The organism is Trichocoleus sp. Lan, from assembly GCF_039961855.1.
Taxonomy (GTDB): Bacteria; Cyanobacteriota; Cyanobacteriia; order Cyanobacteriales; family FACHB-T130; genus FACHB-T130.
This window is the reverse complement of the sequence record NZ_JAMPKA010000034.1, coordinates 20,237-42,490: the sequence shown is the minus strand read 5'-3', so window position 1 is coordinate 42,490 and position 22,254 is coordinate 20,237. Positions and strand designations below refer to the sequence as shown.

Annotated in this window: 14 protein-coding genes; 8 read left to right on the top strand and 6 right to left on the bottom strand. The window is 46.3% G+C overall.

The features are described from left to right. From NDA03_RS23700 to NDA03_RS23680, 5 genes are all read right to left on the bottom strand, one after another. Complete coding sequence (locus tag NDA03_RS23700) at positions 1-495, bottom strand: hypothetical protein (RefSeq protein WP_348239320.1); 495 nt, start codon at positions 493-495, stop codon at positions 1-3. Between the two features lie 300 nt (positions 496-795). Next, on the bottom strand, positions 796-2,049 hold the full coding sequence (locus NDA03_RS23695) for a pentapeptide repeat-containing protein (RefSeq protein WP_348239319.1): 1,254 nt from the start codon (positions 2,047-2,049) through the stop codon (positions 796-798). 198 nt (positions 2,050-2,247) lie between these two features. Next, the gene (locus tag NDA03_RS23690; RefSeq protein WP_190411776.1) at positions 2,248-2,895 is read right to left on the bottom strand and encodes a pentapeptide repeat-containing protein; all 648 of its coding nucleotides are present in this window, start codon (positions 2,893-2,895) and stop codon (positions 2,248-2,250) included. Positions 2,896-3,035: 140 nt separating this feature from the next. Then, the gene (locus NDA03_RS23685) at positions 3,036-4,448 is read right to left on the bottom strand and encodes a DICT sensory domain-containing protein (protein WP_348239318.1); all 1,413 of its coding nucleotides are present in this window, start codon (positions 4,446-4,448) and stop codon (positions 3,036-3,038) included. A 99-nt stretch (positions 4,449-4,547) separates the two neighbouring features. Continuing rightward, positions 4,548-6,119, bottom strand: coding sequence for a photosystem II high light acclimation radical SAM protein (locus NDA03_RS23680; RefSeq protein WP_190526405.1), 1,572 nt, complete (start codon positions 6,117-6,119; stop codon positions 4,548-4,550). Positions 6,120-6,774: 655 nt separating this feature from the next. Here NDA03_RS23680 and NDA03_RS23675 point away from each other — a divergent pair. From NDA03_RS23675 to NDA03_RS23650, 6 genes are all read left to right on the top strand, one after another. Next, the gene (locus tag NDA03_RS23675; protein WP_348239317.1) at positions 6,775-7,161 is read left to right on the top strand and encodes a DUF1830 domain-containing protein; all 387 of its coding nucleotides are present in this window, start codon (positions 6,775-6,777) and stop codon (positions 7,159-7,161) included. Positions 7,162-7,479: 318 nt separating this feature from the next. Continuing rightward, the gene (locus NDA03_RS23670; protein ID WP_190411781.1) at positions 7,480-7,917 is read left to right on the top strand and encodes a DUF4079 family protein; all 438 of its coding nucleotides are present in this window, start codon (positions 7,480-7,482) and stop codon (positions 7,915-7,917) included. A 258-nt stretch (positions 7,918-8,175) separates the two neighbouring features. After that, a complete protein-coding gene (locus tag NDA03_RS23665) occupies positions 8,176-8,499 on the top strand; it encodes a hypothetical protein (protein WP_190526401.1) in 324 nt (107 codons plus the stop codon). 373 nt (positions 8,500-8,872) lie between these two features. Then, on the top strand, positions 8,873-9,763 hold the full coding sequence (locus tag NDA03_RS23660) for a PhnD/SsuA/transferrin family substrate-binding protein (protein ID WP_348239316.1): 891 nt from the start codon (positions 8,873-8,875) through the stop codon (positions 9,761-9,763). Positions 9,764-9,831: 68 nt separating this feature from the next. After that, complete coding sequence (locus NDA03_RS23655) at positions 9,832-11,739, top strand: ATP-binding protein (RefSeq protein ID WP_348239315.1); 1,908 nt, start codon at positions 9,832-9,834, stop codon at positions 11,737-11,739. A 379-nt stretch (positions 11,740-12,118) separates the two neighbouring features. Beyond that, complete coding sequence (locus tag NDA03_RS23650) at positions 12,119-13,234, top strand: AI-2E family transporter (RefSeq protein WP_348239314.1); 1,116 nt, start codon at positions 12,119-12,121, stop codon at positions 13,232-13,234. 7 nt (positions 13,235-13,241) lie between these two features. Here the strand turns inward: NDA03_RS23650 and NDA03_RS23645 are convergent, their stop codons facing one another. Further along, a complete protein-coding gene (locus NDA03_RS23645; RefSeq protein ID WP_348239313.1) occupies positions 13,242-17,981 on the bottom strand; it encodes a PAS domain S-box protein in 4,740 nt (1,579 codons plus the stop codon). Between the two features lie 270 nt (positions 17,982-18,251). Here NDA03_RS23645 and NDA03_RS23640 point away from each other — a divergent pair, with 270 nt between their 5' ends. Continuing rightward, on the top strand, positions 18,252-20,150 hold the full coding sequence (locus tag NDA03_RS23640) for a response regulator (RefSeq protein ID WP_348239312.1): 1,899 nt from the start codon (positions 18,252-18,254) through the stop codon (positions 20,148-20,150). Positions 20,151-20,636: 486 nt separating this feature from the next. Beyond that, positions 20,637-22,226, top strand: coding sequence for an ADP-ribosylation family protein (locus tag NDA03_RS23635; protein WP_348239311.1), 1,590 nt, complete (start codon positions 20,637-20,639; stop codon positions 22,224-22,226). Positions 22,227-22,254: the final 28 nt, after the last annotated feature.

Genomic DNA, 22,254 nt, shown 5'->3' with positions numbered 1-22,254 from the left:
TTAGAAATTTGTTCCTTTTAACAGATGTCGTCGGATTGCGTTGACGTAAGCAAAGACTGGAAATTGATAATACTCAACAACAACATCTACGACAAAAGCAAGATGAGCTAAAAAGGTTAACCCAATCCAAAGAGTAGGCACCCAAGATAAGGGAGTACCGGGTATTGGGGGGAAAAAGTAGGTAGACAAGGCAACAAGAGTAGCCGGTAATAAGACTAAGGCAACTGCTGCCAACCCAACACCCCAACCCAACTCATTCCCCTTACGATGGGCACCTTGCCAAGTTCGACCATTCCAGCGCCAAGTTATTGGTGATGCGCTATCTGCCATTTTCACAGATTGTTGAATCGGATCGGCAGTGAAAATATGATTGCAAAAGTTACAAGCCCATGCCTCCATTAAGGGCATTGCTGCAATCTCACCGTGCCGACAAACTGGACAAGTGTAAACGCCGTCCAACCTAAAATTGTTGTCTGGATTTATTGAATGAAACATCCGCTTAACAAGTATGAAAATTAATCAAGGCTTTCTTTGAATTATAATAACAACCAAATATTTGCGGTTTAATCGTTGGAGTGATTTATGATTAAATCTAGACAATTTATATAAAAAAAAGACTGAAAATTTTTAATATTTATGCAGAAAAAGATTGGTGGATAGATAAAAGTTTAATCTTATCGTTGTTGCTGAAGCAGTGATTCAAGAAAGTTTGATGGGTTTACAGTGGCTGAAAATGCTGCGGTTAGTGGCTGATTTTATAGCTGGAGTGGTGACGCTGAGGTAGCGAAGCGATCGCTAGTCCTCCTCAAAAATTGCCCCTCGCTGCTTGAGATCGAGCTTCATTGCCTCAGAAAGCCCCAAAACTCCTTCAAACAAAGCATCCTCCACATTTGCACCCTTGAAATCGGCACGCTTAAGCTCAGCATCTTTGAAATTTGCGCCGCTCAAGTTAGCACCGCTTAAATCAGCATCGCTGAGATTGGCAGCCGTCAGGGAGGCATTCGTCAAATTGGCATTGGGAAGGTATGCACTGGTTAAATTTGCACCGCTAAGGTCGGCACTAGTTAAATTGGCACGGGGCATTTTAGTCCGCAAATCTGCTTGAGTAAGGTTCGCGTGCAACAGATGAGCATCCCGCAGATTCGCATTACAAAGGCAGGCATGGGAAAGGTTGGCACCGCTTAAGTTGGCACGGCTCAAGTCGGCAAAGGTGAGATCGGCATTGCTGAGATTGGTATGATTGAGGTCAGCGTTGCGGAGGTTGGCGCTGCGGAGGTTAACACCACTCAAGTCGGCTTCAGCAAAATCCTCAGATGGATTGATGCCCAGCATCTTCGCGCCGCTGATGAAGTCATCTGCCTTGGCTGCTGCCAACAGTTCCCGTATGATTGTCAGATACTGCTGCTGGTAATCGCGAGCCGCCGGCAAGTCTCCGAGGGCGGTGTAAGCAAGTCGGAGATTTTTAAGCGCCTGTCCTTCCCCTCGAACGTCTTGTAATTCTTTGGCGATCGCTTTTGACTGGTGAAAGCAGAGAATCGCTTTTATATGTTCTTCCAAAGAATGATAAGCCGCCCCCAAATTCGAGAGCGTTTGCACCTCACCTGGACGATCTTGGAGTTCCCGCACAATCGCTAACCGTTGTTGCTGGTACTCAATCGCTTGTGTATCCTCACCGAGAATGTAGTAAGCATTTCCCAGATTTCCTAGCGCATTTGCCTCGCCGCGCCTGTCTTGGATACGTTGAGCTATACTCAAGTGCTGTTGATAGAATGCGATCGCCTGAGGTAAATCTCCTAAAGCCTTATACGCAGCCCCCAAATTGCCTAAAGCCGCTCCCTCAACGATACTCGCTTCGCTGCCTCGACAGAGGCTAAGTGCCTGTTGCCAAGACTGCATTGCCTCTTGTAGAGATGTAAGAACCTTTGTTTCTACATACGTCTGATATTGCTCAATTCCTTGTTTCAGTAGTCGGTTCGCTTCGTCGATCATCACCGCAATGTACAGATGAAGTAAAGCTTTTCGAGGCTCAAACTTTTCGCTCCCCGGCATCCTCTTCACTCCCGAATCCTCTCCTACAAGGCAGGAAGATTAATTTTTTTTAGGCTGGAGAGGGGCTGGCTCCCCTTCCCCGTAGAAAACATTTATTCGGCTTCCCTCTCCTTGTAGGAGAGGGTTAGGGAGAGGTGGGAAGGGGCTGAGGATTAGGTTTTTTGAGTCCACTGAGAACCGCTAGCAGCAGAGATTTTCTCAGGCTTTTGAAGCCATGCGCTCCGCACAGGTTCCAGTCAAACAAGCTCGATCCAAAGTTACACCAGTTAAGTTAACACTATCTAACTCAGCGCAGAGCAAATTTGCTCCTGTCAAATTTGCTCCGGCAAGATTTGCACCCCGCAAGTCTGCTTCTTCTAGATTTGCTTCGCTAAGCAAAGCGCCACGTAAATCCGCTTGGCTTAAGTCTGCACCTTGCAGATTGGCACCGCTCAAGTTTACACCCCGCAAGTCAGCGCTCCGCAAATCCACGCCTTGCAAGTTGACACTCATTAAGTTGGCACCGCTCAAGAAGGCACCAGCAAAAGACGCTTGAGTGAGCTTGGTTCCCATCAAGTTAGCGCCTCGCAAATTTGCCCCGCGCAAGTCAGCACCGCATAAGTCAGCTTGCATCAAGTTAGCGCCCAGCAGGTTTGCCCGCAAGTCAGCGCCTACAAGTTGCGCTTCGATTAAATTTGCGCCATCAAGACGGGCGCGTTCCAAGTTGGAGCCGCTAAAATTTGTGCCGACGAGGTTGGCACCGGCGAGATTGATACCTCGCAAATCTACTCCTGAAAAATCTTCATCTTCTAAATCTGTACCTGGCAGTTGCTTGAGTTTGCCGGAGCGAATTGCTTCAATGTCCATTTGCTAATTGCTAATTGCTAATTGAAGGATTGCTAATGAGGAAAAAAGTTTTAAGTTGTAAAAGGCTTGCGGTTATCGCGTCTGAAGTATGGCATTAAAAAGCTCTCTTTTCACTCAAAACTCATAACTCATCACTTTCATTACCCATTGCCCATTAATGAAGGTTGCACTGCTGTACCGGCATAGAGATTTGCATCCAAGAGCCACATTCCCGCCGTCACTTTAGTGGGCGTGACAGGTAGAGTCAAACCCTGTTGCATCCCCATGACGAGGAGTGATAGAGTTTCAACCAATTTGGGATCGAAGCGATCGCCCTGTTGTTGCCGACACTCTTCTAAAGCTTTGGATAAATTCTCTTCGCTGTCGGGATTGGCATTTCTTGCTTGCGCCAGTCGCCACTGAAAGTCTGAGACTAATTCCAAAATTCTCGATTCCAAGGGAATTTCATCACCCGCTAACCCGGCTGGCTCACCCGTTCCGTTCCACCACTCGGTTTGGTGAGTGACGATTTGGGCAACTGCCCGCAATTGTGACATTCTTCTCAATACTTGCGCTCCTGGGACCAACGGACAAGTCAGCGCACAACTCGGTGCCTCCTCGTCGTAGCGACTCGACTTAGCCGCAGCCAATACACTTTCCGCCCCCTGCAACGGATCGATGCGGTGCAGCAACCCGGCAAGGCGCAGGCGTTTCATTTGCCAAGCGGGTAAATCGAGCATTTGCCCGATCATTTCGGAGAACGCTACCACTTCTGCTGCTGCCATTGGGTTAGTGACATCTGCCATATCCATGAGTTGCGCCATCCGCAAGAATGCCTGGATTTCGTTGGAAACTAAGTTCCGATCCAGCGCTTGTTGGCGAGATCCGGCGGGGATGTCTAGATTGGTGCCGGTTGATATATCATCTTGCCCATGCTGGAGATACTCCACTACGGAAGACACCACTGCACCGAGATTGTGAGGGGTTCCTAAGGAGAGCTGTATGGACTCCTTGCAGGCGATGAGTTTTTTCTCTAGTTCCGGGTTGTAGCGACCAATATGGGCGATCGCTATATCCACCGTTTCTTTCACTAACTCTGGCTCAAACGTCCACAGCCCATAGAATTTGCGCTCCAAGTCAGACGCGGGTAGCCCTGCTGCACCATAATCTTCTTCCGAAAGCTCTTGACACAGCACCATCGCCGTGTACGTCGGCGAAAAGATGATTAAGTGCCACTCTTGGGCAACCGGATCGGAGGGATCTAAGCCCACTAAATCCACGTTTGGGCGTTGGCTAGTTGGGTGTTCGGTAAACCCCGAATCTGACGCCGCCATAATCGCGATCTGACCTGCTTTCTGTGCGATGTCTCCATAGCGCTCGGCTTCTTGCAGATACCATTTGCCTCTTTGAAAAGCGGCAATGGTCAAGGGAGAACTGTCCTCCGTTAAGATGTGGTCTTCTAGCGCATGGCACAGGGCAACGAGGGTGTTTTTGTAGTACACCCCAAATCGAATTGGTCTTTTACTCGATCTGTGGGCAACTTCTAGCTGTTGCAGAATGGAGCCTTCTAACATAATTTTGGTTTTATTAAATGAACCGCAAAGACGCAAAGAGCAAGGGAAGAAGAGCAATGCAGGCTAGGGTGGGCAATCGCTACTTAGCTATTTATGAAGCTAAGATACCGTAACTAGGTGTTTTTCTTTTGGCTGAATCGGTGCCGCAAGGGCTTCTTCTAAGTCGGCACAACCAAGTTTTTCCTCTAGGATTTTCATCACTTCTCGCCCGAAATCGTTGGGGTTTTGTTGCCATGCTTGCAGGCAAACTTCCCCAAAGAATGAGCCGAGGGGTTCTGGATTCCAAAGTAATTTTTTGGCTGTCCACGGCATAATGCTCATGGGATTGTATCCGGGTTTAAGGACATTCTGCTCGAAGGCATATTCTTCTAAATGAGTATGGGGTTGTAAACCAATAAAGAAGATTGCCGGTTCGACTTTATCTGCACCAAATATCCGCTCTAGTTCCCGGTGGTAGGCAATGGTTTGGCGAATCGTTTCATGCGTTTCGTCGATTACATTAAATGAGTAATTGACGGAAACCAAATCGTTGAAGCCTGCTGCTTTTAAGTCGCGGCAATTTTCTAAGACGGTTCGCAGGTTATAGCCCATCCGCATCTTCCGCACAAGTTCTTGGGAACCGCTGGTAATGCCGATTTCAAAGTAGTTCATGCCGGTTTTTGCCATCAAGTCGCATAACTCAGGCGTTAAATTGTCTGCCCGAATATAAGCTGCCCAATGGATATCTTTCATCCCAGCATCGAGGATTTTCTGCAATAGCTCAACGGCGTCATCGATAAATTTCCGAGCTGGGATAAACTGAGCATCAGTAAACCAGAAGTTACGAATCCCTCGGTTATAAAGTTGTTGCATCTCTGCGACAACTTCATCGGCTGGGTTAATCCGTACCTGCTTGCCCTCAATCACTGTATAAATGCAGTAACAACAGTTGTGGGGACAACCGCGCTTTGTCTGCACGCCAACGTAGAAATCTTCGTCTTGCAGATAATATTGAAACTCAGGCCAAATGGTTTCGATGTAGTCGTAATTGCAGGCGGTTTTTTCGATATTCGTAGGACGTTCGTGGATCATGCGATCGCGTGGCGTTGTCTCTCCCACCACATAGCATCGTTCATCCCGAAAATCCTGCCCTCGCAGCATTTTCTCCAGCAGCGCTTCGCCTTCACCCACTGAAACAACTGTCCCAGATGGCAGACTCTTACCGAGTTGTTCGTAAAATACGCTCACAGCACCGCCACCGACAACGGCTTTGGCTTCTGGATGATATTTTTGAGCGCGTTTGAGTCCCCGTTTGATTAATCCCAGGTTGCGCCACAGTTCGGTGTAGTATGCCGTGGTGACGCGCAACCCTCCCAGTGCCCCGCGCAATTTCAGCAGCGGATTTTTGGCGTAGTAAAACTCAAAGGCGTGCTGGAGTGGGTTGCCACCTCTGCCGCCCACGGGCGCATAAATCTGAATATCGCGCCAGGAAAATACCAGCAATGTGGGTTTGAATTCATCAACACACGTATCCAACGCCCCAGTGAAATCCAGAGGCGGCACGGTTCCTAAGTCAAAGATCCGCTGTTCGACTTCTGGGAATTGCTTGTGTACGTGATCGGATAAGTAAACCACTCCGATAGGGAAAATCGGGTTGCAGGGGAGGCGGACGTAGAGAATTCGATTATTCATCGTGGTTTTTTGTATCTAAATTTACTACTACTGAGACTGAAAGCGACAAATGCGATCGCTTTGTCAAAAATTATTCTGGCTATGACTTGCTCTCAGGATTCGAGCCATGTTTGGTATCTTTAGCGACTAGATGTGAATCCGCCATTGACCCGCAGGACTTACTGGCGACAGCAGCACCTCTGTATCTATAAATGAAATGATTCTGAAAGGTCTTTATATAACTTTACGATAACATTGACTATCCTTAGTCTTGCCCTGATTTTGGTTCTGGAGCCAAAAAAGAAAGCCGAACACTGCAAAATCGATCTCTAGTGGCAGCCGGTTCTCAACAAAAAGTCAAAATTCAGCACCAATTCATTGCTTATCCTGGAAAAACCTTGGCTTCGCTTGCATTTTCATCTGGCAATGCTGGCATGAGACGTGAGGGAGGTATTTTTACCGGGAGTCATATGCGAGTCGGAAGCTTAAGCACGGAAAATTGCCGTTACAATCGCCAGTAGCAAAGGTTACTAAAACGGGAATTTTTTCCTCTAACTTTGGGGGGATATCTCACCAGAATATTCAGTTGGTATTCGTGTTTACAACAAGCCGGGATCGCCGAATGTTAGCTTAGTTATGGTAATCCTAGGCAGTGGCGCAAAGCTCCTCAGCAGTTATGGCTCAAATACTCGATCCCCTTCCTTCTGGTAACAGCGATCGCATTCTGTGCTGCTACGTTAATGCTACAAGCCACATTCAAATTGCTCGGATCTCTAACATTCCGAACTGGTACTTTGAGCGCGTTGTCTTTCCAGGACAACGCTTAGTGTTTGAAGCAATGCCCGAAGCGAATCTGGAAATTCATACAGGGATGATGGCAAGTGCCATCCTCTCAGATACCATTCCCTGCGATCGCCTGTGTATCAGTGAAGGCAATGATTCCGAGTTGAATACAATCGACCTACACGATCAAGAAAACAACGATAATACCCGAAAGCTTGAAATCCAGAAAAAGAGAAATTTAGAAACCGTAGAATCTTTAACAACCGCTTATATTGGCTAGTTTTGCTGAAAAAATTCAGTAATTTCAGGGTTGTCATAAGCGACAGCTCTTTTTTAGTGGATTTTCAGCAATTAGCGATTAGCTTTTCGGGAAATTAACTGGTTAATTCTCGTATACGTAGATAGACAAATTCTTTTTTCTCAGCGATCTAGCAGTCCTATTATGATTCGTAAAAGCGAGATCCTAGGGCACCTCTTCCGAAGTCGGGGAGCTGAAGGGCTGGTATCTCTCCGCTAAAAGTAGGATTGCTATTGCACCAAGCGAACAGCTTAAGATGAAAAGTAGATGCTGCTGTAGCTGAATGTAAGTAAGTAACGAGTGAATCTACCTTCTTTTCTCTGGCTCTGGAAAATTGCTGCATGGTCGATGGGCTTGTCGATATTAGCCTACCTATTGCTGGGAGTTACTGGCAGTTGGATGTTTGCGGCTCGTCAGCAAAGAAGTTCGCAACCGCGATGGTTGCGTCTTTTTCACTACGCCACTGGCGCAATTCTGGTGGCTCTCGTCTTGCTGCTGCTCGCCATTGGGATTGTCGGCACCTTAGGTCATTATGGTAGCCTCGCTCACTCGGCGCACTGGATTGCCGGGTGGGCTGTGGTGGTATTAGTGTTGCTCTCAGCGGGAAGTGCAATTCTGATTAATCCCAACCGAGCTTGGGCGCGTTCGGTTCATATTGCAACTAATCTAGTGTTATTCGTAGGATTAGCTTGGGTTTCGTTAACCGGCTGGAGCGTGGTACAAAAGTATTTACCCTAGATTTAACCTTACTAGGATGGTCACAGACTAAAGTCTATGCTGTTTAGATAACCATCTTTCTTCGCAAAGCTGGTGAGCATGGATGGGAAACCCCCGCCGCTACAGAGTTTTTTCACGGAGCAGGCTGGAAATCCGTCGGTGGGGTGAGTGGCACTAACCGAAAATTCGTGAAAATACACAAAGTTATTTCCTTAAGCGAACAGCTTAGGGTTTTTGACTCGACTAAGATGAATTAAAGTAAGCCTTTACCGCTGAGCGATGCGCGATCAAATAATCCCAGGCGTGATTTTCGTAGTAGCTCTTGCTATTTTTTTAGGCGGTATCGTGGGCGTGCGCTTCCCCCTCGGTAGTGAGAGTGCGGGGCAAGTAGTTCCTGCGGGTAGTCAAACGACAACACCATCGCCCTCTCCTACACCGACCACTACGGTTAGCCCAGTTCCAACCGTAACCCCTACGGCAACAACCCCTCCAGTAACGCAACAGCAACAACAACAACAACAACCTGCAACCCGCAGCAATCCTTATACCCCATCGCAGGTAGACCTACCACCCGAAGAAGATCCGGTGCCAGCGTTGTGGTAATCGGCTGTTAGAAATTGCAAAGGAATACAACGTGCGATGGAGTCGCTACACGAGGTTCGTGTAAGCGATCGCATTCCTCTCGCCATAAAGTCGTATCGTCGCCTACAGTAAGACAAGCGCGAAGCGCCGACCGGTCGGCGCTTCGCTATCGCCAAGGTTAATACTTATAGAAATATGGGCGGCTTTAATCTCGCGTTCTGCAAGAAAATCAGCCGCTTATGCCTGCAACTTTAATAACGACAAACCTTTTTATAAGACTTTTAAAGTTAATTTTTTATTCTACGATTAGAGTTAAATAGCTTACGACCTATTCTTAACCAAAATCTAATTTTAATTAGTTAGAATTATTTCTATTTGTTTGTTGGCAAAAATTATGCGTCGCCGCCATTTTTTTTGGTATTCCCTAATATTAATCACAAGCTGTACCGCAGCAAGTAACCCTAATGATAGAGATTCGCCTTCAAATGCCAGAAATTTCCCTGAAAAGCTCCGATTTACAGTAACCGAGATTCCGAGCCTTGAAGAGTTGCAGCGTAATTATGGGGGATTGCGGACGGCACTAGAGGAGGTACTGGAAACGAAACTTGAGTTTGTTCCCGTTGAAACATACATCGCCGCCGCCGCCGCCTTACAGTCAGATCAGCTGGATCTTGTTCTCACAGGCCCCTCGGAATATGTAATCATGCGTGCTAGGACAAATGCGGTTCCTGTCATCGGCATCACTCGACCAAACTACCATGCAGCTATCTGTGTCTCTGCTAACAGCAAGATCGAGTCAGTAGCACAGTTAAAAGGTAAAAAAATTGCCATGTGGCAGTTAGGCTCAACCAGCGGTTATCTGGGTCCCACTAAGTTTTTGATTGATGCTGGATTAGATCCTAAATCTGACCTAAAAATCCTCATGTTAGGAAGTCAGGGACTACCCGCCTTGAAAAAAGGTGAGGTCGATGCTTGGGGAGGGTCTACTGTTAAGTATGAGAAATTCCTCCAAGATGAAGGCTTATCTGAGAGTGAGTTACCGCTAATCGTGAAAGGGCCGCTTCTCCCCAAGGACTTATTTGTTGCTAGTAGTAAGCTCGCTCCTGAATTCGTTAAAGAGATGAGAGATCGCGCAATTAAAAATCAGGACAAACTAATTCAAAGTCTTTTATCCGTCGAGGAAGGTAAGTACAAAGGCTCTCAGATAGTTCCGGTGAATGATGCTGATTACAATATGATTCGCGAGGTCTATAAAGCTATTGGACAAGGTAGTTTTGTTCAATAGCTTTAATCGCTTGATTCGACTATTTTTGGATATTTTTCTTGTTTTTTTAAACCTCTAGACTTTCCTCAATGGATCTCAAAAGACATGGGGTTGCAGATAAGCCTAACTTAGATAACCAAGGGAACACCTTGAAATTTTCTACAAACTGGGTAAGACGCTTCATTCCGCGCTTGAGTATAGCCAAAAAAATTGGTTACGGTTATTCCTTGGCTATCGGCATAGCGGTTTTAGGAACAACGATTGGTCTAATTAGCGGAGACTATTACGAAAAGAAGGCTCAAAAGCAGCTAATAATTGCCGAGAAGCAGCAAAATCTCCTCAGTAACTTAGAAAATGCTGTTGGTGAACTGCGAGCGCACCCACAGCGGCTGGTTACTGTACTAGGAGAACCAATTTGGTTTGACTACGAAACTGCTAAGTTTTTTACAAGTGTTAGTCGGAGCCAGACAATATTATCAGAATTCCACTCTTTTATAGACAGCTACCCCGATAATTTAGCAACAAAGCCTACAGATTTAAAGAATTTATTGAATGGTTATGAAACCAATACCGAATCCTACACTCAGTTAATTAAGTTTCTCTGGCGGCAGATTGATCCAGCTAACTTGAAAACAGAAGAAATTTCGGTAGCGCAGCAAAAGTTCTTGAATTCTATCACAAGCAAAACAGCGACTAATATCATTGTTAGTTTCGACCGATTAGCAGAGAGTTTAACTAGGCTGAAAGAGACAGCAGAATCTCAACAGATAGAAGCAAAAAACAAGCTTGGGCAAGCCGAGACACTAAGGCTGCAAATTATTGTTGGGAGTATGCTGCTGTCAGTGGCGATCGCGGTGGCGTTGGCGATTATTACGGCTCGTGCGATCGCTCGTCCCCTCGAAGCAGTCACTCAACTTGCCAGAGCCATCACTCAAGAATCTAATTTTGACCTCCGCAGTCCAGTTACCACTGAGGATGAAGTGGGGTCATTAGCAACCTCTCTAAATTGCCTAGTGCAGTGGGTAGGAGAATATACCCACGAACTAGAGTTAGCTCGTCAGACACTAGAGGAGCGAGTAGAACAACGAACCGAGGAATTGACACAAGCGCTTCAAGAACTCCAACAAACCCAATCTCAACTCATTCAAACTGAAAAAATGTCCAGTTTGGGAGAGCTAGTTGCAGGTATCGCTCATGAAATTAATAACCCCATCAATTTCATCTACGGTAATCTGGAACACGCTAACGTTTATACGCAAGAACTGCTTAATTTAGTACATCTGTATCGGCAGCAGTACCCTCACCCTACCCCTCTTCTTCAACACGAGATTGAAGCAATTGACGTGGACTTCCTTACGGAAGATTTTACCAAAATCCTGTCTTCTATGAAGATGGGCACTGAACGTATTCGGCAAATTGTTTTGTCTTTGCGAAACTTCTCCCGGTTAGATGAATCTGAGATGAAACCAGTCGATATCCATGAAGGGATAGAAAACACGTTGTTGATTCTCAATCACCGCCTTAAGCGGGGAATTGAGGTAATCAAAAAGTATGAAGATTTGCCTCTCGTTGAGTGTTACCCAGCTCAACTGAACCAGGTATTTATGAATATTATCAGTAATGCAATTGATGCTTTGGAAGAGACCAAGAGCAAAAATGAGAGACAGGAAGAAGCGGAAGCAATAAACAAGGGATTTCCCATCCAAAATAAAAAAATAATAACCGAAAAATCGCAGATTCTGATTCACACGGAACGGTTCAAGTCTAACTATATTCGGGTAAGAATTCGAGATAATGGTTTTGGAATTCCTTTGCAAATTAGAGACAAGCTGTTTAATCCCTTCTTCACAACGAAGCCGGTAGGTAAAGGCACTGGCTTAGGACTCTCCATCTGCTACCAAATCGTTGAAAAGCACAAGGGGAAAATCGAGGTAATTTCGGAGTTTGGACAAGGAACAGAGTTTGCGATCGCATTGCCTATAAAAACTCACAACTAGCGTTAGCTCTTAAAAGAACTGCTATAGCAATCCGATTTGAGTTGTGAGATGCCAGCGAAAGCGAGATCCTAGGGCAACTCTTCCGAATTCCGGGATCTCGGTTTCGCTGTGAAGAGCGCATCCCTTTGCTAAGGCTACAAAAAAGGAGGCAGAAGTTTATCTGTTGCAGACAAACAACAAAATAGTATATCGCTTCACGCGCAAACCCCGTCCTCTCTATCGTTGCCTCGCAGATGGATGTTAAATTGTTTAAGATCCTCTGCAAAGACTTTCACAGCTTGCCCCCAAAGAGCGGCTGCTGTCTTGAAAGCAAAGTTTTTTCTAAATAACTTTAGCAGGAGTCCTACGACCCACTCTCCCCCATTGAGATAGAGCAAAGATGAATCGTGCCTTTTCACCCCTCCAACAGTTTCTAATCACTTGGCTGCTCGTTCTGACAAGCGGTTGGGTGACGATTTTGGCTCTGAGATATGTGGGTGAGTTGATTAGCATTTTGCTCACCGCCGGACTGATTGCCTTTTTTCTTAACTATGCTGTTGCCGTTTTGCAAACTTTCTTGCCCCGGAGTGTGGCAGCAATCTTAGTTTATTTAATAGCAGGCTTAACTCTGGTACTCATTGGTCTGACTGTAGTACCGCCAGTGTTTAATCAGGGGCGGCAATTGGTGACAAATTTACCTTCGCTCCTAGAGTCTGGACAACAGCAATTAGCCGCCTTCCAAGCTTGGAGTGCCGAACACAATTTACCGTTTGACGTGCGAATTTTGGCTTCTGAGTTGTTGGCACGAGTACAAGCGCAAGCCCAAGCGATCGCGACTAGAGGCTTTGGCTTAGTATTAGGCACTTTTAACTGGTTTTTTGACTTAATTCTAATTCTTGTTATTTCTTTTTATATGCTCATTGATGGTGAGCGAGTCTGGCGGGGACTGACGAGTATTTTCTCATCCAAAATTAAAGATGGTTTGACAGAATCATTGCAACGAAATTTGCAGCGATTTGTGTCGGGTCAGGTGTTATTGGGTGTGTTTATGGCAACGACTCTTTCCCTCGCATTTTGGGCATTGCACGTGCCATTCTTCCTAGTATTTGCGGTTTTTATTGGGTTGATGGAAATCATTCCCTTTATCGGAGCAACTTTAGGAATTGCCACGGTTGTGATTGTGGTAGCGTTTATCAATTGGTTTCAGGCGCTGCAAGTCTTAGCCATAGCGATCGCACTTCAGCAGATAAAAGATAATTTGGTCGCACCCCGAATTATGGGCAATTTGACAGGTCTATCGCCAGTGATTATCTTTGTCTCTCTCCTACTCGGAGCGAAATTGGGGGGATTGTTAGGAGTGATTCTAGCAATTCCCCTAACAGGTGTCGGGAAAAGTCTTGCAGAAATTGTCCTCGATCCCATGCTGCCACCTCAAACCGGATCGTTTTTTCACAACCCCTTTGCGAAGGAAGTCGTTATCACCACAGAGGAGCAAAGGGGAATTTCTAGCAATTAGCAATTCCTTAAATTTCCTTAACCCAAGATTGAATGCGGCTGAGCGCTGTTTCTAACGCAGATACTATCTCAGTCGTTCCTGCAAGTTGGTAGTGGGAGGCGAGTTCCTCCAGCTTTTGGGCATTGCTTCGCATCCCCTCTACTCCGACGTTGGCACTCGCACCTTTGATGTGATGAGCTTCTTTTGCAAGACTATCAAAGTCATTGATAGCGATCGCTCTTTTCACCGATTCTAGATGAGCCTGAACTTCCGTGAAGAACATTTGCAACAGTTCCAACTCAAACTCCCTGCTTCCCTCAGAAAGTTGATGCAGATGTTCCCAATCCACTAAATCTTGTAAAGACGAGAATCGCGTTTCTACATCTTCCCGTGTGGCAACACCCCCACTGCTGGCATTTGCATCTTGAAAAATGACTTTCGTCCAATGGTCGATTAGCAATGCTAACTGTTCCCTTGATACTGGCTTACTCAAATAGTCATCCATCCCAGCATCAAGACAGCGTTTGCGGTCTTCTTTCATCGCGTTAGCGGTTAGAGCAATGACAGTGGTACGGCGCGAACCTCCTCCTTGTCGCCGCCGAATCTCTCGCGTTGCTTCATAACCGTCGAGAATCGGCATCTGACAGTCCATCAGAACTAAGTCATAGGGAATTTTTTCCAATAACTCTACGACTTCCTTCCCATTCGCAGCGACATCGGCTTCATAACCCAAAGTATTTAGCTGCTTGAGGGCAACTTTTTGATTAATCAGATTGTCCTCAGCTAGCAAAATTCGCAACTTGCTTTGGGGAATTGGAATTCGGGAAGGTTGGGGTGAAAAATTCTTCTCCTCTACTTCTTTGCCTACCTCTTTGCCTCTGTCCCGCTGTTCCTCTTGCTTCCCCAAGATCGAGACAATGGTATCCAATAAGCGAGATGGCTTGACTGGCTTAATCAAATGGGCAGCAAATCCTGCCTTCGTCGCCCGTTGCGCCTCCCCTCGCTGATCGGCAGAAGTGAGCATAATCAAGGGTAAATTAGCCAGCATGGGATTTCCTTTGATTTGCTCGCCCAAAGTAATGCCATCAACATTGGGCATTTGCATATCAATCACCGCCACATCATAGGGAATTCCCCACTCCAGAGCTTCTTGCAAAACTCTCATGGCGGCGGCAGCACCATCCGCCTCATCTACTTGCATTCCCCAGTGCGCCGCCTGAGAGCGAACCACCTTGCGGTTCGTGGCATTGTCATCAACTACTAGCAGACGCCGTCCCGCTAGATTGGTAGAAGTTTGGATGGGTGGTGTTATCCGTTCCGCTTGCTTTTTGAAAGGCACTGTAAACCAAAACTTGCTTCCCTTCCCTGGTTGGCTCTCAAAGCCAATTTCTCCTCCCATTAAGGTGACGAGCTGTTTGCAGATGACCAGTCCCAAGCCGGTGCCGCTATACTGGCGCGTGGCAGAGGAGTCTACCTGGGAAAAGGGTTGAAACAATTGGCTCATATTTTCTGGGGTGATGCCAATGCCCGTATCGGTGACAGAGAAGCGAATCGTTACCACGTCCTCTGATTCGCCCTTCCCAAGAGAATTGAGGGAGGTGTCTGATTGTAGTTCTGCCCTCACCACAATTTCACCGGCGTTGGTGAACTTAATGCCATTGCCAATCAGGTTGGTAAGAATTTGTCGCAGACGACCAACATCGCCTTGGAGGTGGGTAGGAACGTTGCGATAGACCAAGGCAGCAATTTCCAGATCCTTGGCATGAGCTTGGGGAGCTAATAAATCTAAGACTTCTTCTACACAAGTAGATAAGTCAAAGTCTAAAACTTCCAGATCCATCTCTCCAGCCTCTAGTTTGGATAAGTCCAAAATCTCATTAATCAGGCACAGCAGGGCATCTCCACTAATGCGAATCGTTTCAACAAAATCCTTTTGCTCTGTAGTCAGGGGCGTGTCTAAAAGCAGCCCAGTCATCCCCAAAACGGCATTCATAGGGGTACGGATTTCGTGGCTCATGTTTGCCAAAAAGGCGCTTTTGGCTTGAGAAGCTGACTCAGCTTGGTGACGGGCGATCTCTAGTTCCTGGCGCTGGAGGGTTTCTTCTTCTAGGAGTTGGGATTGAGCCAGGGCAATGCCGACTTGGTCTGCGAGTTGTTGCAGCAGTTCGACTTCAAAGCTAGACCACTGTCGGGGTGAGGTGCATTGGTGGGCAATCAGCAGTCCCCAAAGTTCGTTTTTCTGCAAGATCGGGATGACTAATTTTGCCTTGACTGCCAAATGCTGCAAAAATTCCCGATGACACGGTGAAATCTCAGCATTTTCTACGTCAGCCACAATCCTGATTTTTCCGTGGCAGTAGTCCTCATGGTAAGCTTCGGGGAAGATTTCCGCACTGAAAGTTTGCCCTAATAAGGCGGGCAGACCAGAAACGACATTTTCAGTGACGATGGTACCCGTTTTATCGGCTGCCAGACGATAAATCACTACGCGATCGCACGCGAGAGATTTTCTGACTTCGGTAACGGTGGTTTGAAGAATTTCTTCGAGTTGTAAGGACTGGCGAATTTTTAGGGTAATTTCGGAAAATAATTGCGATCGCAAGTTCTGCCGCTTTAATTCCTCTTGTGCCTGTTTACGCTCGATCCACAGGGCAATCCTGTCCGCTGCAAATTCCAGCGACTGGAGAACAGATTCATTGAGGGGTTGACGAGCAAATATTGCCATCACTCCCATCACAGAGCCTTCAATAATCAGGGGATATCCAGCGAAGGCGACCATTCCTTCCCGCACCGCCCATTCTCTATCCAGAATCTGAGGATCGTCTACGACAGAATTGGTTAGGTAGGGTTGGCGAGTTTGGGCAATTTTGGCGATTTTCAGGGTGCCGATCGGAACGCGGCGATATAAACCCTCAACCTGCGCGTACATCCCAGCACTGGCTTGCAGTTCCAGCATCCTCTCTTCCCGGTTGAGCGTCCAGATCCGCCCAAATGCTGCGTCCAAATACTTCACCATTGCCTCGGTGCAGCGCTGCAAAATGCTTTGCAGGGTGTCGCTTTGAGTGAGGGCAGAATCCACCTCGGCGCGGAAGTGAGCGAGACGGGCTTGCAGCGCTAATGCTTCTTGTGTCCTTTTGTGGTTGGTAATGTCCCGCGTCACTTTGGAGAATCCGCGCAGGTTTCCAGCGTCATCATATAAGGCGGTTACGACAGCGTGCGCCCAAAACCGCGAACCATCCTTCCGCACGCGCCAGCCTTCGGCAACGCTATTCCCTTGAGCGATCGCGATTTCTAGTTCGCTTTGCGCGATCGCTTGTTGATTTTCTCCTGGCTCATAAAAACAAGAAAAATGTTGACCGATGATTTCCTCCGCTCGATATCCCTTAATCCTTTCTGCTCCCGCATTCCAGCTCACAATATATCCCTTGGGGTCGAGCATATAAATTGCATAATCTTTGACCCCTTCTACGACTAAGCGGAAGCATTCTTCGCTTTTTCGCAGATCCTCCTGCGCCTGCTTGCGACTGGTAATATCTTCAGAAATCCTTAATAAATACTGTGAGTTTCCTTGGGCATCTAAAATCGGTAATTTTTTAGTATGTAATATTCTTAAACCTTTATCTTTTGTCTGTATCCGCTCTTCTGGGATATCTAAAATTTTTCCGGTTGCCAGCACTTCTCGATCGGTAGCGGTGAAAAAATCTGCTTCTTCTTTGGTAAACAAGTCATAGTCATTCTTTCCCAGCAACTCTTCAGGGTTACGACCAATTAATTTTTGACCCGCTTTATTGAAACGCACAAAATTAAGTGCTTGAGCATCCTTGACGAAAATAATGTGGGGAATATTTTCGACAATTGAGTTCAGAAATGTCTGGGTATTCCGCATTTCTTCTTCATGACGCTTGCGCTCGGTAATGTCATGAGCGACTGCGTAAATCGCTTGCTGTTCAGACAAGGGCGTTGCTTTCCACAACAGCCATCGATAAGAGCCGTCTTTGCAGCGGTAGCGATTTTCAAAAGAAATTGTATCTATACCTGTAGAAAGTTGTTGCACTTGGGCAATCGTTGCTTCCCGGTCATCTGGATGCACAAATTCGATAAACGGTTGGCTTTGCAGTTCCTCATTGGTGAAGCCGAGAGTCTTTGACCATGATGGATTTAGACGTTTAAAATAGCCATCCATCCCGGCAATACACAGCATATCTAGAGACAGGGTGAAGAATTGAAGCTGTTCTTCTTGTGCCTTGTCGCGCTGTTTTATCGCCTGTGCCAATTCACGATTATTCCGTCGCAACTCCAGTTGCGTCATCACCTCCCGGCTGAGTGCTTGCAGCGCCACCCGCTGTTGGGGACTCAAATCTCGCGGTACGGAGTCAATCACACACAAAGTTCCCAGTGCCAAGCCTTCTGGCGTTAACAAAGTAGCACCCGCGTAAAACCGGATATTCGGATCGGAAGTCACGAGGGGATTATTGGCAAATCGCTCGTCAGTGGATGCATCGCGGATAACAAATAGGTCGGTTTGCAGGAGAGCATGGGCGCAAAAAGCAATGTCACGAGGAGTTTCCTGAGCCGTGATGCCAACTTTTGATTTAAACCACTGCCGATCCGTATCAACTAAGCTGACGAGGGCAATTGGTGTACCGCAGATGTGTGCAGCCAAAAGCGTCAGATCGTCAAATGCCTGTTCTGCGGCGGTATCAAGGATTTCATACTGCTGTAGCGCTTGAATCCGTTCTGGTTCGTTTTCGGGTAAAGGTGCTTTCATCTACGTTTTTGAAGGGTAGCATTCTAATTTTTACAGGTGTATTCAAAGCAATGCATATTTGTAAAGTTATTCAAATCGAGGGCGATCGCTATATCTCCTGCCTCGTTATGGCTTCCCTAAGAGCGATCGCCCAAATTTTCTGTTAACATCCACAAAAATGCCGATTGCAAGAAACTGCTGGAACGTTCCAGATTGCCTGCTAATGTAAGTAATTATACAGACAATAAATTTCCGCTCATTTAGGCAAGAGTGAAATCATTCATCATTTCTATGACCAAGCAAGAATACCTAAAAATTCTATTAGTTGAAGATAGCCTTGTGAGTCAGACGGTTGTATTTAAACAGTTAAAGAAGTTAGGGTATGAAGCAAATGTTGCTGCTAATGGTCAAGAAGCATTATGGATGAGATCCCAAGGAAAATATGACCTAATCCTCCTCGATTGCCAGATGCCGATACTAGACGGTTATGAAACTGCACAAAGAATTCGTCAATTAGAAGGTGATGCGCGACAGACAATCTTGATTGCAATGACTGCCAACGGCATGAAAGCAAATCGGGAGCGCTGTATAAAGGTCGGCATGGATGATTATCTACTTAAGCCGGTTCGTGAGGAAGAGTTGGCAGCTAAATTAGAAAATTGGATTGAAGTTATTATTAAAAATAAGCAGGCAATCGCATCCTCATCTGCCTCCTCATCTATAGATTTAACAAGTAAAATTATTCCCGTTGACTCCAGTGCTAACCCGGACGAGTCAAGCGTCAATGACTGGGTGGATTTAAATCGCTTAGACGATATAACCTTGGGGGATCTGAAATTGCGAAACGAAATTCTACAAGCCTTTTTAGAAGATACAAAAGTAAACTTATCATCGATAAAATCAGCAACTTTTTCTAAAAATTTTGAAGCGATTGAACATAAAGCCCATCAAATTCGGGGTGCTAGTGCGAATGTTGGCGTCAACAAATTAAAAAATTTAGCCGACCGATTAGAACTTCAGAGCCAACAAAAAAACTTTAAGGAAGTGACTCAATTGGTAATTCAAATAGAAAATCATTTCCAAAAGATTCAATCTTTTTTGTTTGAGATAATTGACTGGGAGAGGGTGGAGGGTGAAACTCCAGTCCTTCTTCACGCCAATCGGTCTGGAGGGACGCAGCTTGGTTCCACGTCAAAAATTTTAATTATTGATGACGATCCTAGCGTTCGGTTAGTCGTCAAAAACTCACTCCAACTTCTAGGTCATGAAGTCATAGTAGCGGCGAATGGTGAAGAGGGATTAAAGAAAGCAAAGCAGCTACACCCTCATCTAATTATTTGTGATTGGATGATGCCAGTCATCAATGGGCTGGAAGTGTGCCGCCAGGTTAAATCCGATCCAGAATTATCTTTGGCATTTTTTATTTTGCTGACGATTCGTGGGGATGTAAAAGACCGGGTGGAGGGTTTAGATACTGGCGCTGATGAGTATCTCCCAAAACCGATTGATATGAGTGAATTACGGGCGCGGGTGGGCGCGGGATTGCGATTGCAGCGGTTAACGCAAGAATTGAGCGAAGCGAATCAGGCACTGCGACAAGCGAATCAGCAATTGACTGCCCGTAATGAATTGCTAGAATCTTTGTCGCTGACCGATCAGTTAACAGGTTTATTAAATCGGCGGGCAATGGATCAGGCATTGCCTCATATGCTGCGGCAAGTCGGCAACCGCGATGCGAATACTCGCTACCGTTATTTGTGTGTATTTCTGATTGATGTGGATCATTTTAAGCGGGTGAACGATACGTATGGTCACACAGTGGGGGATTGTGTGCTGCAAGCGATCGCCGGACGACTACAGTCCAATGCACGCCCTAGCAGTCTGTTGTATCGCTATGGTGGTGAAGAATTTGTCTGCATCACCCTGGGACTGAATCTGCACAATGGTTTAGAGTATGGTGAAAGTTTACGCTCTTGCATCGCCGAATGCCCTTTCAAGATTTCTAACGAGCTGCTGCTACCCATTACCATCAGTGTCGGTGGCGCGATCGCTAGTGCTGTTAATTTAGTTGATTCTCAAGATTTATTACATCAAGCAGATCGAGCGCTTTACAGAGCTAAGCATGAAGGTAGAAATTGCCTACGAATGTTTTCCTCGTGGGAAAATATTGTTGAGATGGGTCACGCTTAAATTAGTTTGGAGTTGCTAATCCTCTCAACGATGCGATCGGAGCGTTACAGTAATGCTTGCACTTCAGTATTTACCGTTGAGCTTTATTAATAGAAAGTTTTTAATTTAGGATAGTGAAAATAACAAATGCAACTATTTTTAAATTAAAACTATATAAACCAATGATTATATTTTATTTGATTTAATTATCAACATTTTTAGAAGATTTTACTTAAAATTACAATCATAAAACTCATAAAACAATGAAATTTAATTTCTGATTCTCGATTGCTTGTCAGTGGCTGTACAGGAAACAAAAAGTCAATAGCAGTGATTCCGAGCCTAGCAGAAGGATGCCCAACAGTTTAGATTTGCCGCCAGTCATCAGAGTAAAATTAAGATGGTTTAAGAGCCTGACAAGAGAACTTCAGACAAGCGAGGAGTGCTAGTTGCAAGACCGCTGCGCTTACCCCGCATCCGCTTAGCGATGCTGTGAGGAGGGAGGAAATGAAAAATTTCAAACCAGGAAGCGTAGGAGCGATAACCGCAGGCCCCTTTAGTGATTTTCAGGGTGTGGTAGTTAAGTTGCAGCCTGGAGAAAAGATTGTTGTTGAAGTCGAAATATTGGGTCGCAAAGCAGAAATCACCCTAAATCAAGAGCAATTCGAGCTACTGGGTGAAGACCCCCGTCCGCGTTTCCGGGACGAGATTGAAAAAGATATCGACCAGATGCTTCAGGAGGAATTTGATAATTGGTGGCTGAAGCAGTTGGATCGACCAGAGGATGATTTAGTTGCCGAGTGGTCTGCTTTCTGTGCATTTCGTCAAGAATTTGAGGCGAAAGTTGCTGTAGAACGACAGACTTTGCTCAATGCTTTTGAAGCATCTTTTACCGCGATCGCAGAACATGGTGTCTCATGGGCAAAACAACGCTGGGAAACAGAAACAGAACGCTGGACGCCAAACGCCTATCGGCACGAAGAATTCTACAAAGCAGCGCGTCAGCAAATAAAAGAATGTCCTGATGATTCAGGTCATTGGACGGATATCTGGCGACATCTGTGGCAAGCGGCAAATGAACGTTCCTGGAAAGCGGAATATATGGCATGGCGTCAGGAAAATCTGCCCGATGCTGCCACGATCGAGCAGATGCGCTTAAATGCCCGACAAAAAGCCCAAGCGTTGGTGGAAAGAGTGCGATCGCTGGTACAACAAACCCACGGCTTGACCTTACCCGACCATGTTTTTGCATTCTGGGCTTTCTGGCTCAGCTTAACTCCGATTGAGCGGCAAGAAATGCACTGGATTGCAACACCTTGCGGTTTGTTTGATTTATTCAGTGAAGAAGGTTTGCAGCGAAAACCCATACCAGAACTTGACCATCGCTTACATTACCGCTATTACCGCGATCCGCCGGAGTTTCTCACTTTGCTGTACGGGGGCGGCGATGGTCTGCATTTTGGTCTTTGGTACGATGACCCCAGAGAACTGCCCACGGGTGTGATGTATTACTGGAACAACGATGGCATTCCCGTCTGTGATGACGGTTGTCAAACATTGCTCCAACAGGTTCGCTTCCAAATCGAAAAAGCGGTCTCTCAGCTGGAATATGACCGCTATGACAACGATTCTCGGCATCGACGAGTTAGACTCTCAGCACTCCGCGATGCGGTGATGGCGTTTGAAACCGCGGAACGCCCTGAAATGGGAAGTCTGTACGAGAAAGCCTACAAACAACAGCGGCTGGGTGCCAGGATTGCGACTGAGGATGGTGCGGGGGTGGCAATTCCCGGCTTCAGCGCCGAAACTTTCCCTCAGCGCGATCTTGAAGTAATCAGAACGGCTATCTTAGGGGATGCCCCCATTGTCCAAGACTGGATTGCGGCAGCACTAGAAGCTTGTGCCGAGGGTCAACCGGCTGAGGCGCTGGCATTCGGTCGGGACTTGCACTGGCTTTCCGGCGGGAATCCAGAACGAGAAGCGGCTGCTGTCAAACTGCTGGATGCTGCCTACCGCGCACTCGGTCGAGATGCTTTGGCTGCGATCGCATTGGTCCATTTTCAAAAGCGATCGCTCCAGTCAGTGAATATTTATTAGCGATAAAGTTTCTGTACTACTCCTCTTA

Bases quoted from the DNA above. Each gene is read 5' to 3' on its own strand.
- NDA03_RS23700 (WP_348239320.1), bottom strand. From the start codon at position 495: ATGTTTCATTCAATAAATCCAGACAACAATTTTAGGTTGGACGGCGTT.
- NDA03_RS23695 (WP_348239319.1), bottom strand. From the start codon at position 2,049: ATGCCGGGGAGCGAAAAGTTTGAGCCTCGAAAAGCTTTACTTCATCTG.
- NDA03_RS23690 (WP_190411776.1), bottom strand. From the start codon at position 2,895: ATGGACATTGAAGCAATTCGCTCCGGCAAACTCAAGCAACTGCCAGGT.
- NDA03_RS23685 (WP_348239318.1), bottom strand. From the start codon at position 4,448: ATGTTAGAAGGCTCCATTCTGCAACAGCTAGAAGTTGCCCACAGATCG.
- NDA03_RS23680 (WP_190526405.1), bottom strand. From the start codon at position 6,119: ATGAATAATCGAATTCTCTACGTCCGCCTCCCCTGCAACCCGATTTTC.
- NDA03_RS23675 (WP_348239317.1), top strand. From the start codon at position 6,775: ATGGCTCAAATACTCGATCCCCTTCCTTCTGGTAACAGCGATCGCATT.
- NDA03_RS23665 (WP_190526401.1), top strand. From the start codon at position 8,176: ATGCGCGATCAAATAATCCCAGGCGTGATTTTCGTAGTAGCTCTTGCT.
- NDA03_RS23660 (WP_348239316.1), top strand. From the start codon at position 8,873: ATGCGTCGCCGCCATTTTTTTTGGTATTCCCTAATATTAATCACAAGC.
- NDA03_RS23655 (WP_348239315.1), top strand. From the start codon at position 9,832: ATGGATCTCAAAAGACATGGGGTTGCAGATAAGCCTAACTTAGATAAC.
- NDA03_RS23650 (WP_348239314.1), top strand. From the start codon at position 12,119: ATGAATCGTGCCTTTTCACCCCTCCAACAGTTTCTAATCACTTGGCTG.
- NDA03_RS23645 (WP_348239313.1), bottom strand. From the start codon at position 17,981: ATGAAAGCACCTTTACCCGAAAACGAACCAGAACGGATTCAAGCGCTA.
- NDA03_RS23640 (WP_348239312.1), top strand. From the start codon at position 18,252: ATGACCAAGCAAGAATACCTAAAAATTCTATTAGTTGAAGATAGCCTT.
- NDA03_RS23635 (WP_348239311.1), top strand. From the start codon at position 20,637: ATGAAAAATTTCAAACCAGGAAGCGTAGGAGCGATAACCGCAGGCCCC.